This window comes from Sphingobacterium deserti (assembly GCF_000757725.1).
In the GTDB taxonomy this organism is placed as follows: domain Bacteria; phylum Bacteroidota; class Bacteroidia; order Sphingobacteriales; family Sphingobacteriaceae; genus Sphingobacterium; species Sphingobacterium deserti.
This window is the reverse complement of the sequence record NZ_JJMU01000002.1, coordinates 74,249-89,633: the sequence shown is the minus strand read 5'-3', so window position 1 is coordinate 89,633 and position 15,385 is coordinate 74,249. Positions and strand designations below refer to the sequence as shown.

The 15,385-nt window shown below is 41.2% G+C and carries 16 protein-coding genes; 10 read left to right on the top strand and 6 right to left on the bottom strand.

Annotated features, from left to right (window positions below):
- Window position 1: 1 nt before the first annotated feature.
- A complete protein-coding gene (locus tag DI53_RS00665; RefSeq protein WP_037494247.1) occupies window positions 2-565 on the bottom strand; it encodes an RNA polymerase sigma factor in 564 nt (187 codons plus the stop codon).
- Between the two features lie 123 nt (window positions 566-688).
- Between DI53_RS00665 and msrB the strand changes: the two genes are divergently transcribed.
- The 10 genes from msrB (at window position 689) to idi (ending at window position 8,565) form a co-directional block, all read left to right on the top strand.
- Window positions 689-1,216: a peptide-methionine (R)-S-oxide reductase MsrB gene (msrB, locus tag DI53_RS00660; RefSeq protein WP_037494245.1), complete on the top strand. Its 528-nt coding sequence runs from the start codon at window positions 689-691 to the stop codon at window positions 1,214-1,216.
- Window positions 1,217-1,276: 60 nt separating this feature from the next.
- Window positions 1,277-1,837: a fasciclin domain-containing protein gene (locus DI53_RS00655; protein WP_037494243.1), complete on the top strand. Its 561-nt coding sequence runs from the start codon at window positions 1,277-1,279 to the stop codon at window positions 1,835-1,837.
- A 125-nt stretch (window positions 1,838-1,962) separates the two neighbouring features.
- Window positions 1,963-2,634, top strand: a complete 672-nt coding sequence (locus DI53_RS00650; RefSeq protein ID WP_037494241.1) for a MarR family winged helix-turn-helix transcriptional regulator — start codon at window positions 1,963-1,965, stop codon at window positions 2,632-2,634.
- Entirely contained in the window at window positions 2,635-4,131 is a 1,497-nt protein-coding gene (locus DI53_RS00645) for a phytoene desaturase family protein (protein WP_037494239.1), read from the top strand.
- Complete coding sequence (locus tag DI53_RS00640; RefSeq protein WP_037494238.1) at window positions 4,115-4,951, top strand: phytoene/squalene synthase family protein; 837 nt, start codon at window positions 4,115-4,117, stop codon at window positions 4,949-4,951. Before DI53_RS00645 ends, DI53_RS00640 begins: the two co-directional genes overlap by 17 nt.
- Before the next feature lie 17 nt (window positions 4,952-4,968).
- On the top strand, window positions 4,969-5,439 hold the full coding sequence (locus DI53_RS00635) for an SRPBCC family protein (RefSeq protein ID WP_037494237.1): 471 nt from the start codon (window positions 4,969-4,971) through the stop codon (window positions 5,437-5,439).
- Window positions 5,432-5,887, top strand: a complete 456-nt coding sequence (locus tag DI53_RS00630; protein ID WP_037494235.1) for a sterol desaturase family protein — start codon at window positions 5,432-5,434, stop codon at window positions 5,885-5,887. Before DI53_RS00635 ends, DI53_RS00630 begins: the two co-directional genes overlap by 8 nt.
- Window positions 5,888-5,890: 3 nt before the next feature.
- On the top strand, window positions 5,891-6,637 hold the full coding sequence (locus DI53_RS00625; protein WP_037494233.1) for a lycopene cyclase domain-containing protein: 747 nt from the start codon (window positions 5,891-5,893) through the stop codon (window positions 6,635-6,637).
- An 82-nt stretch (window positions 6,638-6,719) separates the two neighbouring features.
- Window positions 6,720-8,027, top strand: a complete 1,308-nt coding sequence (locus DI53_RS00620; protein WP_037494232.1) for a cryptochrome/photolyase family protein — start codon at window positions 6,720-6,722, stop codon at window positions 8,025-8,027.
- Between the two features lie 4 nt (window positions 8,028-8,031).
- Window positions 8,032-8,565: an isopentenyl-diphosphate Delta-isomerase gene (gene idi, locus DI53_RS00615; RefSeq protein ID WP_037494519.1), complete on the top strand. Its 534-nt coding sequence runs from the start codon at window positions 8,032-8,034 to the stop codon at window positions 8,563-8,565.
- Window positions 8,566-8,663: 98 nt separating this feature from the next.
- Here idi and DI53_RS00610 read toward each other — a convergent pair whose 3' ends face one another.
- From DI53_RS00610 to DI53_RS00590, 5 genes are all read right to left on the bottom strand, one after another.
- Window positions 8,664-10,937 (bottom strand): cation:proton antiporter domain-containing protein, encoded by a 2,274-nt coding sequence (locus DI53_RS00610; RefSeq protein WP_037494230.1) that lies wholly within the window; start codon window positions 10,935-10,937, stop codon window positions 8,664-8,666.
- A 131-nt stretch (window positions 10,938-11,068) separates the two neighbouring features.
- Window positions 11,069-11,791, bottom strand: coding sequence for a LytR/AlgR family response regulator transcription factor (locus DI53_RS00605; RefSeq protein WP_037494517.1), 723 nt, complete (start codon window positions 11,789-11,791; stop codon window positions 11,069-11,071).
- Window positions 11,757-12,509 (bottom strand): histidine kinase, encoded by a 753-nt coding sequence (locus tag DI53_RS00600; RefSeq protein ID WP_117624828.1) that lies wholly within the window; start codon window positions 12,507-12,509, stop codon window positions 11,757-11,759. The genes DI53_RS00605 and DI53_RS00600 overlap by 35 nt, the downstream gene beginning before the upstream one ends.
- 157 nt (window positions 12,510-12,666) lie before the next feature.
- On the bottom strand, window positions 12,667-13,392 hold the full coding sequence (locus DI53_RS00595) for a TetR/AcrR family transcriptional regulator (protein WP_037494513.1): 726 nt from the start codon (window positions 13,390-13,392) through the stop codon (window positions 12,667-12,669).
- Between the two features lie 406 nt (window positions 13,393-13,798).
- On the bottom strand, window positions 13,799-15,382 hold the full coding sequence (locus tag DI53_RS00590; RefSeq protein ID WP_037494228.1) for an MDR family MFS transporter: 1,584 nt from the start codon (window positions 15,380-15,382) through the stop codon (window positions 13,799-13,801).
- Window positions 15,383-15,385 lie beyond the last annotated feature (3 nt).

Genomic DNA, 15,385 nt, shown 5'->3' with positions numbered 1-15,385 from the left:
GCTATTGTTCGTTTAATATACCTCGAAGTTGCAATAAAGCAGCTCGTATTCTTGTTTTTACTGTTCCCAAAGGCATTTCCAACTGTTCGGAAATTTCCTGTTGCGTATAGCCTTCATAATACGCCATTTCAATAAGGCGCTTCCAGTCCGGCTTCAATTTGCCCAACACACTGCTCATCCCAATAAAATCTACTTTTGTCATTTGATCCATATCCGCATATCGATGCGTTTCAGAGCTATTTACGACATCTGGAAGCGATTGGTTTTTTTGCTCGTTTTGAACACGTTTTGATTTTATGTAATCAATAGAGGTATTGCGGGCGATGTTTATCATCCACGTGTATAAACGCCCTTTCTCCTCATTAAAAAGTTCAACGTGATTCCAGATTTTTACAAAGATATCTTGTATTACCTCGTCAGCATAGTTTTTATGCAACACAATTCGAATGACAACACCGTATAGTGCTCCCGAATAATTATCATAAAGATAATTAAAAGCACGTTGATCTCTTTTTCTTAATAAAGAGATTAGGGTGTCTTCAGCGAGGTAGTGTATTGGACTCAATTAATATCGTATTTACGTCAAATATAACAATTCGCCGGAACAAAAGAAATAAAGCCAGTTTTTTATGTACTTATCAATCTATCCCCCTATGCATGTCGTAGATGTTTTAAAACAATTGTAGTTATGGAGAAGTATATTGGTCGTTATGTAGTCGTTGTTTGTTTTATCGTGTGCTCGAGTAGCTGGTACGCTTTTGCACAGACAGCCGTTAAAAATCCTTATTACAGCAGAGTTGATACAACGGAATTGCGGGTGAGCGATAAGGTTTGGAAGCAAATCCTTCCTAAAGACCTTTATCAAGTAGCGCGTAAGGGAGCCACGGAGCAGGCCTTTACGGGTGCTTACAATGATTTCGATGGCTTGGGCACCTATTATTGTGCGGTTTGTGGTAACGCTTTGTTTCAATCTGACGCAAAATTTGCTTCCACCTGCGGCTGGCCATCGTTTTACGAGCCAATTCGCGATGGATCGGTTTTCTATCAAGATGATTACAGCTTTAATATGCACCGGATAGAAGTTCGCTGCGGTCGTTGCGACTCGCATCTTGGACACGTATTTGACGACGGTCCAGTGACTGGAAAACGTTATTGCATGAATTCCATTAGCTTACAGTTTGAACCAGACAAAAAACAAAATTTTTTAAAAAAATAAATCCAGTCTGAATAGACCGTCGTAGATAACATCAGAAATAAACATAAAAACAGTTACAATATGAAAAGAACATCCATATGGGCTGCAGCGCTTCTAGCACTTGCCCTTAGCGCCCAAGGAGGCATCGTAAAAGCACAGGAAAAAACAGTTATGGTAGGTGGTGCACCTATGTATCCGTCAAAAAATATCGTTGAGAATGCGATGAATTCGAAGGATCATACTACACTAGTCGCAGCTGTCAAGGCAGCCGGCTTGGTGGAAACGCTTTCAGGTAAAGGTCCTTTTACCGTGTTTGCACCTACCAATGCGGCTTTTGACAAATTGCCGAAAGGGACTGTTGAAACGCTGGTAAAGCCTGAAAATAAGACGAAGCTAACAGGCATTCTTACCTATCACGTTGTTGCTGGCAACCATAGCGCCGAAGACTTGTGGAAACTAACAAAAAAGGGTAAAGGTAAAGCCATGCTAACCTCTGTTCAAGGCGAGAAATTAACATTATGGACGAAAGGAGATAAGCTTTATGTACGTGATGCCAAGGGTAACGATGCGTTGGTAACAGTCGCCAATGTTCACCAATCTAACGGAGTAATCCACGTTATCGATACCGTATTGATGCCATAACTTTCAACAAACAAATAGTAATTCTTTAAGATCCCTGTATTGGAAAATATACAGGGATTTTTTTATTAGTATATTAATGAACTATTTTATCTGAATGATGGTTATTCATGTACTTATTGTTTGCTATGAGATATCGTTTGTTTAAAGACATGGTTGATCTTCTTGAAGAATTCGAGCAAGACGCATCCACAGTTGGTTCCCCAGTAAATATTGATGAATTTAAGTTGTGGTTAGCCGTAAAGGTTGGGCATGAAAAAGTTGTGGAGCCTGAACCAGATTGGGCAGGTAAGGGGCAGGGGCGCTCGGCAGATAGCGTAATCAATACCCTATTTGTACATTTAAATAGGTATGCTAAGATGTATTCCAAAGCGGCAATACAGGGATCATTATTCTCTACACAAGAGGAATTTATATACCTCATCAATTTACGGGCGTTTGGTGCCATGACGAAAATGGAATTAATCAAGCTCAATATACAGGAAAAGCCTGTAGGCATGCAAATAATTAGCAGATTGCTGCAGCAGGGGTGGGTGGAGCAGCGCACTTCTTCAACGGATAAACGAAGCAAGATCATAACCTTGACAGATACGGGTCTTCGCGTTTTGGATGCACAAATGCCTAAAATAAGACAGGCGACCCAAATTGTAGCAGGAAATTTATCACACCAGGAAAAGCTTCAACTTATTAGCCTTTTACACAAATTGGATAATTTCCATAAACCAATTTTTGAATCAAAGAAAGATTCGATGGATTTATTAGACACGGTCTTACAAGACTATTTAACGCTTAAAAATTAAATGATGCAAGGTAAGGTCGCTATTATAGGGTCTGGATTTTCTGGTTTATCAGCAGCATGCTATCTGGCAGCGGCAGGTTACGATGTAGATGTTTATGAAAAGAATGAAACGATAGGTGGCAGGGCGCGGCAATTCGAAACGAAAGAAGGATTTCGATTTGACATGGGGCCTAGCTGGTATTGGATGCCGGATGTGATTGGCGATTTCTTTCGCGATTTTGATCATGAGGTGTCTGATTTTTACGAGCTAACATCGTTGAATCCGCAGTTTGAAATGGTTTTCGACAAAGAAAGTGTTTGCGTGCCGGCAGGTATGCAGGAGCTGCGGCAGCTTTTTGAAGATATAGAAGAAAGTGCAGGTTCGCGTTTTGATAAATTCATGGAAGCGGCACGCTATAAATATGAAGTGGGTATGAAAGATTTCGTTAATAAACCTTGCCATTCTTGGTGGGAGTTTGTTAGTCCGAAAATAGCAAAGAGTGCCCTGAGGCTTAATCTATTGACTGATTTCCGGAAATATGTGCGGCAATACTTCACAGATCCGAAACTTGTTGCGTTGATGGAATTTCCGGTCATATTTTTAGGTGCTGCACCAAAGGACATTCCTGCCATGTATAGTTTAATGAACTATGGAGGTTATGGCTTAGGGACTTGGTATCCAGCGGGCGGATTCGTGCAGGTGGTAGAAGCGATGGCGAAAGTAGCTGCTAGCATGGGCGTGCGCTTTCATGTTGGACAAGCTGTACGTCGCGTCTTGTTGGAAGGCTCGCACGCTATTGGAATACAGCTGGACGAGGAAACGATTACATGTGACGTTGTGGTCGGGTCGGCAGACTATCAACATGTGGAATCATTATTGCCCGCTGATGCACGAAACTATTCCATGGACTATTGGGAAAGAAAAACTTTTGCGCCCTCCTGCCTTATATTTTATTTAGGTTTTAAAAGAAAAATCGATGGTCTTAAGCATCATACGCTATTTTTCGAAAATGAGCTCGATGGCCACGTGCATGCTATTTATACAGACAAGAAATGGCCGGAAAGCCCGTTGTTTTACGCTTGCTGTCCGTCAAAAACAGATAAAGATGTGGCGCCTGAAGGTTGCGAAAATGTATTTCTATTGATGCCAATCGCTACGGGTTTGGACGACAATGATGAAATCCGTGAGCAATACTTTAATGAGATGATTGAACGATTGGAGAGACACACGGGACAAACTGGATTACGAGATGATATTATATACAAAAAAAGCTATTGCGTAAGAGATTTTATGCAGGATTACAATGCCTACCAAGGGAATGCTTACGGCCTCGCCAATACGTTAAGACAGACTGCGGTATGGAAGCCAGCTGTCCGAAATAAGAAGGTGGATAACCTATTTTATACAGGACAACTGACTGTGCCGGGGCCCGGAGTTCCCCCCGCTATCATATCCGGGAAGATTATCGCCCAAGAAATTATAAAAAATAAAGATCTACGTTATGAAAAAATTGTTTGATGAACTTGCTTTCCATATCAGTAAGGAAACGACAAAAAAATACAGCACGAGTTTTTCGTTGGGGATTCTAGCGCTGGAAGCTTCCATCCGCCCGGCAATTTATGCCATTTATGGGTTCGTTCGCTTGGCAGATGAAATTGTGGACAGTTTTCATGGATACGATCGCGCAGTGTTGCTTAATCGCTTAAAGGACGAACTTGATTATGCATTAGCAAATCGCATATCGGTCAACCCTATTTTGCAGTCTTTTCAAGAAACCTACCATCGCTACGGTTTGCAGCGTGAATTAGTCGACCGCTTTATGAACAGCATGGAGATGGATCTATTTAAGATAGACTATAACGATGCCCGATATAAGCAGTACATTTTAGGATCAGCGGAAGTTGTTGGCTTAATGTGTCTTCATGTATTTGTTGGTGGCGATATGGAAAAATATGAAGAGCTTAAACCTTTCGCTATGAAGTTGGGCTCTGCTTTTCAGAAAGTAAATTTTCTACGTGATTTGCGTGACGACTACTGCTCGCTGGGGCGCACTTATTTTCCGAACGTGGATATGCATTGCTTCGACAATGCGACAAAAGAAACGATTGAATGTGATATTGAAAGCGAATTCCGCGAAGCGCTTGTTGGTATTAAGCGCTTACCTTCATCATCGAAGTTTGGAGTGTATCTAGCCTATCGTTACTATTTATCTCTTTTTCGTAAGATTAAAGCTGCGCCCGCCCAACGGATTTTGCAAGAACGTGTCCGCATACCGAATGGACGCAAAATATCATTAATGATGAGTAGCTACGTACAGTATAAGATGGCTATTCTTTAATTTGAAAGGTGACAACTATGATTTACAAATTAGAGCGCTCCCAATTTTTCAAATGCGACCTCGAGGAAGCCTGGGCGTTTTTTACTGATCCGAACAATCTGGCAACCATAACGCCAGACACACTCAATTTTAAGGTGTTGGATACGTTTGATAAACCCGAAATATATGAGGGCATGATTATCAATTATCATGTAACACCATTATTGGGTGTACGGCTATCGTGGAAAACAAGGATTATGGAAGTTGTGCCCCACGTTAGCTTTATTGATAATCAAGAGAAAGGGCCATACAAACTATGGCGACATAAACATGAGTTTTTTGCGGAAGATGGCGGTGTACGGGTGAAAGATACGGTTCAATACGCGATGCCTTTCGGCATTTTGGGTGCGGTGGCGCATAAGGTAATTGTTAAGAAGAAACTCCGCGAGATTTTTGATTACCGTCAAGATACGCTGGAAAAAATTTTAAATAATCCCAAGTATGATTAATGTGCTAATTGTCTTAGCTGTGTTTATAGCTATGGAAGGTTTTACGTGGGTAGTCCACAAATATGTGATGCATGGTTTCATGTGGCGGTGGCATGCCGACCATCATGATCCGCGTCACGATAAAAGCCTCGAAAAAAATGATTATTTTTTTGTTGTATTTGCACTTCCCGCAATTGCGTTGCTTTATATGGGCAGTTTACAAGGGTATAACACCACATTCTACATTGGCTTAGGAATAGCCTTATATGGGATGGCATACTTTTTTGTGCACGATATCTTTATTCATCAACGTCTTCCCATACTTAAAAAAACAAAAAATCCATACCTGATGGCAATCCGCCGTGCACACAAGCAGCACCACAAACATGTCGACAAACACCACGGTGAATGTTTTGGATTCCTTTGGGTGCCTGTTCAATATTTTAAAATGTATTTCAATAAAAAATAGCGCATGGAAGCCTACACGTACTTGCTGATTAATTTTCTGACTATTATTATTTGCTTCATTTTTTCATTTCATAAAAAGATTAAATTTAATCGACATTTCGGCGCCTTTATTCTAGGGGCTTTAATCGTTGCTGTTCCTTTTATCGCTTGGGATGTATGGTTTACAGCGCACGGCGTATGGTGGTTTAATGACCGATACTTACTGGGAATACGGATCTTTGGCTTACCGATCGAAGAAATTCTTTTTTTCATCTGTATTCCGTTCTCCTGCGTATTTACTTATTACTGCCTCACTAAATTTTATGATTTGTCGTGGAGAGCATCGAGCATATCATTATTCTCCATAATCGCTATTGCGCTTTGCTTGATTATGGGTATTGCATCATGGGGAATGATCTATCCTACCGTGACGTTTTTCATGACAGCGGCTACATTTCTCTATTTGTGCTTCGTTGCCAAAGTAAAATGGATGGGTGAAGCCTCAACGGTTTATGCGGTGTTACTAATCGGCTTTTTTCTGGTAAATGGAGTATTAACCGGCACGGGTCTCGAAGAAGCCGTAGTGAATTACAACCCGAAAGATTTTTGGGGAATACGTGTCCTTACCGTTCCGTTTGAGGATGCTATATATGGGTTCAGTATGTTTTTATGGAATATTTATCTCTTCACCTTATTCAAAAAAGACGCGGATGAGCATTGTGAACTGCCGAAGGATTTGCCCTTAAAAGAAATCACTTCCAACAGGAGTTAAAGAAAACTATACAACGAAAGCTCACGAACTGGGGTATGACACCTCAAAATTGTTTGGGGTTGAACATAATGTAAACAATCAAATGAAAGAAAAGGTATCTATTTTTTGGTTTCGACGAGATTTACGAATTGCAGATAATAACGGATTGAGCATTGCGCTGAAGGGTGATCACCCGGTAATGCCGATCTTTATTTTTGATCCGCTCATACTAGACAAACTGCAAAATAAAGAAGATAAACGAGTCGATTACATACATCAGGCTCTCCTGCATATGCAAGAAAACCTGCAAGAACATAATTCCGATATTCGCGTATACCATGGTGAGCCGTTAGCGATCTTTAAAGAGCTTCTTGATGAGTATGACGTCAGCGATGTTTATTGTAACCACGACTACGAACCTTACGCGAAAAAGCGAGACAAGGAGGTGGGCGAGTGGTTGGAGAATAACGAAGTGCATTTTCATACCAGCAAAGATCAGGTGATTTTTGAAGCTGACGATATCACGAAAAATGATGGCACGCCGTATACCGTGTACACACCATATAGCCGTAAATGGAAGGAGAAATTACAAGACAAAGACTATAAAGCAAAGACTATGAAATATAGTAATCTTGCGAAAATTAAAAGTAAGAAGATACTTTCTTTGTCTGATATTGGTTTTAAAAAAACATCATTCAATTGGACTAAGCCGCGATTAGATAGCAAGGTTATTGATGATTACGGTGAGCATCGTGACTATCCTGGCAAAGATCATACGACGCGTTTAGGACTTGCGTTGCGCTTTGGTACGATCTCGATACGGGAATGTGTGCGTTTTGGCATCAAGCATAATGCCACTTGGTTGGGAGAGTTGATCTGGCGTGAATTTTTTATGCAAATTCTTTATCATTTTCCGAAGGTTGTTAAGCAATGCTTTAAAGCACCATACGAGCATATCAATTGGCGAAACAATGAAGAGGAATTTACAAGATGGTGCGAAGGACGAACGGGGTATCCGTTGGTTGATGCGGGCATGCACGAGCTGAACAAGACGGGGTTTATGCACAATCGGGTACGCATGGTGGTAGCTAGCTTTCTGACGAAGCACCTTCTCATAGACTGGCGCTGGGGGGAAGCTTATTTTGCGGAAAAGCTTTTAGACTATGAATTATCATCAAATAATGGAAACTGGCAATGGGCCGCAGGCTGTGGTTGTGACGCCGCGCCTTATTTCCGTATCTTTAATCCGATGGAGCAAACGAAAAAGTTCGATAAAGATTTGGCGTACATTAAACGCTGGAATCCAGACTTTGAATCATTGGAAAAAGAACCGATAGTGGATCATAAGTTTGCGCGTGAACGAGCATTGAAAGCTTATAAGAGGGCGTTGGATAAAGGTAGAAATGAATAGCGATATGGAACGTGATAAAGTGATATTGGTGAATGAAAGCGACGTTGCGCTGGGACAAATGGCAAAGATGGAAGCCCATCGCCGCGGATGCCTGCATCGCGCATTCTCTATTTTTATCCTAAATGCGAACGGTGAAATGTTGATTCACCAACGCGCATCGAATAAGTATCATGGAGGTGGTTTATGGACCAACGCATGTTGCTCGCATCCTCAACCTGGCGACGATTTGAAGGAAAGCGCGCTCGAACGTCTGCAGTATGAAATGGGAATACACTGCGAATTGGAAAAAGTGTTTTCGTTCGTATATAAAGGCGAGGTTGAGAACGGACTGATAGAACACGAGTTTGACCATGTTTTCCGTGGCACTTTCGACGGCATTCCGCACTTTAATACAGTCGAAGTGGCTGACTACCAATGGATAGATATTAACGAATTGCTGCAGTGGGTTGCAAATTCGCCGGATACTTTTACGATCTGGTTTAGGCAAGCACTACCCTTGTTGCTGGACGAAATCGCATTTACAACTTCGCTCTCATAAACTGTCATTCAGACAAACATGCTCTTCTCATCCAAATTTTGCGGAAAACTCGATGGAGCATGAAATTTTCGATATGATAAAAGAATTGGGCGGTTGTGCTATCTATGCCGGACGAGCAACGTAGATGGTATATTTTTGACCCATCTTTTTTTGGCTTCAAAGAAATATTTCCAACTTTCAGCACTAACAATTATTAAATCTTGATTCGCAAGCAGGTCTTCATTAAAATCAGTGTTTTCCAGACGGCTGATATGGTTAGGAGCTACATGCTCGATAGCGCGAATTAATTCTAACGTTTCCATACTTTGCGATATAAGTTTTTGCGTGTCTACAATGACAATCTGCGCATTGGAATTATGTATGAACTTTTGAGCGTAATGAATAAGCTTCAGGTCATGATTAGTGAAAACTGGAAGCAAAATTCGATCAGCCTGTTTGAAATTGTTGTTGAAAAATACGCCTACTGCAATATGGGATCCATGCAATAGTTGCTGCGTGGTTCCAGAAAAGACAGGGTTTTCAAGCGGATTTTCTTTCTCTCTAACATGTTGGATAATTTTTTCAGGATCGATAATACGGTCAGTGATGGCAAAGATTTTACCGAGTGCGCTACCTTCAAAAATTGATTTCCCAGCGCCAATCAGAAGGAGGTCATAATCATTTGAATTGGCTATTTGTGTAATGTCACGCTCAATATTGTTTGACGCTTTAAAAATCGTAGCCATTTCTTGTTCGATCTGTTTCGCTTCATGCTTTATAGGGGCAAAGCAATCTGCTTCATATTGCGCGGCATTGTAAAGGTGCAGATCGTTGCTGGCCGTAAGGTGTAAGGCGGTGATAGATGTGCTGCGATTCAATTTCTTTATAAGACTATGTGCTAGTCGTAAAAGGCTGGTGCTGTGTTGCGGGTGGCTGAATGCCAGGAGAATATTATATTTTCCAAACCGGCTTACCTCTATTGGAATGTTCGAACGCTTGTTTTTAAATAAGTGTTCGATGAGATCCAAGGTTGGGGCGGTCATCAATGTCGTTACCAGCGCCATAATAACCATCATGGTGAAGATTTCTACCGTTAATATGCCTAGGTCGTAACCGATGTTTAAAACGACAAGCTCCATCAAGCCTCGTGTATTCATCAACGCGCCGATCGTTAAACTGTCTTTCCAGTTTTGGCCTACAAGTCTTGCCGCCAGGGTGCTCCCCATAAATTTCCCAACGACTGCTATAAGAATAATTAAAAAAGTCACTTGCCATAAATAGACATCATTTAAGAGGCTGATCTGCGTTCGAAGGCCAGTGTAAACAAAGAACAACGGGAGCAAAAGAACCAAGGCTATATCTTCGATTTTTTCGCTAAAGATGTTTCTAAAGCGTTTATTTTCCGGCATGATCGCGCCGGCCATAAACGCTCCAAATAGCGCATGTATACCGATGACTTCGCTAAGATAGGCGCATATGATTAGGGTTAGAAAAAAGATGGCAACTACGGATTTGGACAGGTGCTCTCTGGATACATACATGTCGCCAATGCGGGTTAGGAAAGGCTTGACGAGCTTCACCATAAAGAGCACGAAGGCTACAGCCAAGACGATGATGTAGACCGCACTTAAAAAACTTCCGGCTTTGGCAACAGCAATTACAGTAGCTAATACGCACCAAGTGGTGACATCATCTACGGCAGCACAGGTAATAACGAGAGCGCCTAGCTTCGTCTTGTGAAGATTCCGTTCGTGTACAATTCGCGCCAAGACCGGAAACGCAGTAATGCTCATCGATATACCTATAAAAAGAGCGAAGGATACAAAATCGATCCCCGATGGCGCTAAATATTCATAGATGTAATAGGCTAAACATACACCCAGTGCAAAAGGAAATATTATACTGGCATGGCTAATGACGAATGCGCTATGGACTTTACGTCGCAAAACGGTCAATTCGAGCTGCATGCCGATTATAAACATGAAAAATAGTAGCCCAACTTGACTTAATAGCTCCAGATTGTTTAGCGAATGCGGAGGAAAAAGTGTAGCGGCAGTTGTTGGAAAGTACAGATTTAAAAAGGATGGTCCCAAGATAATGCCGCCTATTATTTCGCCAATGACTGTTGGCTGTCTTATCTTTTTGCACAACCAGCCGAAGAAGCGGGCAACCAAAAGAATAACAATTATTTGCACTAACAAGATCGCTAGCGGCTGGGCTTGATTGAGTTGTACATTTGATAAGAGTTCTTGCCACGCCATCTTATCTGCTGTTTCTAACATGACGCGAGGGTTGGACTCTAGCATACTTCCCTGGGATGTAATCCAATAAATCAGCACTGAAAAGCTTAGTAAAATTGAAGCGTATAAAATACTGCGTTTTAAGTTCTTCATATGCCTGCACGGTAGAGCCTGTTTGCCAATCCTTGTCTGTAACTGTCGAGTGATTCACAAAATACAAAATATTCCTGCAACTCTTTCGACCACGCGGTTGCTGATTGACAGTTGAGTAGAGGTATGCTGGTTTAAATGGTTATTTTTTGCAAAAAGTCTGTCTTGTATTTTTCGCTCAATGTGAATGATCGGGAATGCCCACTCTCATTAATGATGCTACTGTTAATCTCCTCATGGGAAAAGGAGGCGACTATAGATAGCGCGATGAGCTCTTTCTTGTTTATCCTACAAAAGGCGGGGGCAGGCAATTCTTCCTGTAAGGCGTGGAATGATATGTTTTTGAGTGTGACCTCGTTTCCTGTTTTCAGGTGTACCACTTTATCACGGCTATCTAAAGTGGATGTGGTGATATAGGCTATTTGATCAAAATAGAGAAGATACTTGCCTTTGTCGCTATTGACCTGTATCAAAGTTTTCTCTTTTGTTACTTCTTTGGTCTGCCAGCGAGAAACCTTTTGAAGCGCCTGTTTTAATCTATTCAACTGTAGGGGCTTCCGCACATAATCGATCACTTGCAAATCAAAAGCGTCTGCAGCATATTCATCGTAGGCCGTCGTAAAAATTACAGCTTTATGAGGTAAAAGCTGTACCAGGTCTAGTCCTTTGATGTGGGGCATCTCGATATCCGTGATAAGCACATCAAAATCTATGTGCTGATACTCATGCATAAAATCGCGCGGGTCATTGAAAGCCTTTACGACTTCTATTTCGGCTATCTGTTCGCAAAGTAGCTTGAGGTAAGATAGACTCGGTAGCTCATCATCGAGCAGTAAGCATTTTAGCTTTGTGTTCAAGTAAGTCAATTTTTAAGTGTGCGATATATACATCTCCTTCTACAAATTTATCCAACTTATAATTATCCCGGTATAGCAAATCCAATCTTTTAGTTAATAAGTCACTACCAACGCCCTGCCGTTCTTTTTTCAACGGTGCTTTTTCGGATATTTTATTAGCGACCGTAAGGGAGAATGTGTTCTCTTTAAATATGAAAGTAACGGATATAAAGGAGTTGGGACTTTGCAGGTCTGCATGTTTAAAAGCATTTTCGATAAGGTCAATGCTGATCAATGGCACCATTAGCCGCTGGTTAAATAGCGGTTGGTTATCTTGTATTTGCTTTTTTATTCGTAGTTCGAACAGCGGACTTAATTTTACACGGTAGATTTCGATCAAGCTTAATGCAAATGCAATTTCCTGATGCGGCGTCACATATTTTTTCCTGCTTTCATAGAGGATGTAATCGAGCACGCTTGATAAAGAATCAAGAGAGTGATAAGTTTGATAAGCATGGGATTGGATGGTGTTGAGCACATTTTTAAATAAATGTGGGTTTAATTTGTAATCCAGTTCTGAAACCTGTTGCTCATGTAGCTTGTTTTCAGCTGTAAAAAGTTGTTTTTCGAGATGTTCTATATGCTTCCGCTGCTTTACCCAGAGAATGATAAGGAATAACAGGCTTCCCACTACGAGGATGATCGTTAAATAAAAATTGAAGGTCGTCGTGTCCATCATATCTTTGTGTCTATCGCATCAAAGAAACGAAAATACATTTTAAAGTTGGTATTTGGGTACGATAGTTAGGTAGACAGAACAGTCTGCGCGAGGAGAATGCGTTAAGAAGCTGTCTCCTTTGTTTGGCGGAAGCTAAACAGAGGAGACAGCAGTTAATTTATTTTTTCTTGGATTTACCTTTTTTTGATCCAGCGCTTGCGGCCTCAAAATCGCGTGTGATAAGGCGTTCGATGGCTTGCTCTATGCGCTCTCTGCCCTCATCCTCATTGATGTCTATTCCCGCAATTGTGCTGCCGTTATTTTTTGCATGCAACGTCAGGTAATATATTCCGCCTAAAATAAGGGCTAAAGTTGCTCGGATGTCGATATCAGTTTCGTTAAATGAGGGGTCGATGCGTTCCAGAAGTTGGTTTCCTATATTCTCCCGATCGTCGGCTACTTTTCGGAGCAACTTATTTTTCATTCCCATTTCCCAGTGTATGATGCGTTGGATAGCTTTATCCTTCAAGAAAGCATCAAACTGCAACTGGAAGACTTCATTCATAGCTTCCGCACCAATAGGCTTTGGATGTTCAAGTAATTCAGTAATTTGTGTCCTTGATTTTGGAGACCAAAAATCTTTCTCAATGATATATTCCTCGATCAAACCATCTAAATTACCGAAATATAAGTAGATCAATTTTGGATTGAGTCCAGACTCCTTCGCAATGTTCGTAATGGTCAAGCCGGAGTACGTGTACTTTTGCAATACTTTTCCTACAGTTGCGATCAACCGACGCTTTGTTTTCTCTTTGTCCCGGATAGGGCCGGAGACCACTTTTCTGAGCTTCTTAACTGGAGGAGCTTCGACAGGGTCTATTACTTGGTTTTTTTTTCGTGCCATGGTAAGATTTACCTTTTTTTGTATATAGTGTTCGGGAATAAAATTGCCTAAATATCCTGAATATATCAAGCCTTTGTTAATTTTTTTTTGTGAACACTTAATTCATATGTTTGGGAATTTTTGTTTTTCACTTCAAATTGAATTTTATTGAGTGTTTTTGGTTAGAATAACAAAACTTATGACTATAAAACTGTCACCTAGAAGTTTTATATGCTTGTCTAAACATTTTAAATTTTTTAAGCTAGTAATTACGTGGTAAATTTTATTCTTGTGTATTATTAAATTTCACTTTTTATTGAAAAGATTGAGTCTTTAGCCCCGATGTTTGGAAATCTTTTTTAAAGAAAATAGCGCAATTTCCACGGTGCTTTAACACGGTTTGGAAGGCAAATATTATGTATACTATTTAGTGTAAATTGGATGCGTCAACTTTATTCTTTCCTTGTTTAATAAAAAGTACGAAAGGTACGCAAACCAGAAACAATACCCCGAGATAAAGAAAAACATCCATATAAGATAGTATAGTGGCTTGCTTCATTACGGAGCCTTCGATAAGTTGATGCGCTTTAGCTAAAGCTTCATTAGCTGAAAATCCTTTTCCAATGAATGAAGCCTGCAGGCCCTCGATACGTTGCTGTACTTCAAAGCGGGATGGGTCGATGTGTGCTATGAGGTCGACACGGTGGTGCTGGCTATCGCGAGAAATAAAAGTCGTAATTAGCGCAATACCGAAAGATCCGCCAAGTTGCCTACTCATGCCCGTAAATGAAGCCCCCTCGCCAATGGATTTTCCCGATAAGGTAGATAAGGATAAGGTCATTACTGGGACGAAAAGTAAACCTAACCCGATTCCTCGGATAATCAGTGGCCAAAACATGTGTTCACTACCCGTGTCATTGGTGATGATACTATACATAAAGAGGGAGTAACCGAAGAATATGCAGAGACCCAAAGCTACCATATACTTTTGTGGCACGCCGGATTGTATCATCTTTCCAATAAAAGGCATCATAAGTCCGGTCATGATAGAGCTTGGTATCAGTAGCATACCGGCATCTGTCGCGGTCCAACCCAATATTGATTGGGTATATATCGGGATGATGAACGTCGACCCAAATAGGCCAAACCCCAAAATAAAACTCATTACGGTACCGATTTGTAAATTCTTGTCTTTCAGTACGCGAAGATTTACAATAGGTTTGGCATAGGTGAGCTCACGCCATACGAAGAAGAACAGCCCTAAAAAAGATAAGACACTGAGCAGCACAATAGTAGGATCTTCGAACCAGTCATCCTGTTGGCCATGCTCTAAAACGAACTGAAGAGAACCGATGAACATGATTAAAAATAGCATGCCCCACCAATCCACTTCTTTTGCGGACTGCTTTTGGCCGTAACTTGGACTTTTAACCAGATAGATGGTCATGATAGTAGCTAATATGCCAAGCGGTACATTGATGTAAAAAATGTAAGGCCATGAAAAGTTGTCGACAAGATACCCCCCCAGCGGAGGTCCTAACGTCGGGCCTACGATGACTCCCATTCCATAGATAGCCTGCGCCATGCTGCGTTTTTCTGCTGGATAGGTTTCCGTAAGGATGGTTTGTGCGGTAACTAATAATGCGCCGCCGCCCATACCTTGTAAGAACCGAAACGCCACCAGTTCCCAGATATTGGTTGCATTTCCACAGAGGAAGGACGACACTGTAAAAATAATGATGGAAGCGGCAAAGTAATTTCGCCGTCCAAACTGTTGGGATAACCAGCTAGTCATGGGAATAATGATGACGTTGGCGATGGCGTAGGCTGTGATGACCCAGGCCACGTCGGTTAGCGTAGCACCCAAGCTACCTTTCATATCGTTCAGCGCCACATTGACGATAGTCGTATCGACGATTTCAAGTAGTGCACATAAAATACAAGTGAATGTAATGAGTGCACGTTTGAAGCCATATTCGATGAGGTTGTTTTGATTGGATGAGGTTTCCATAGA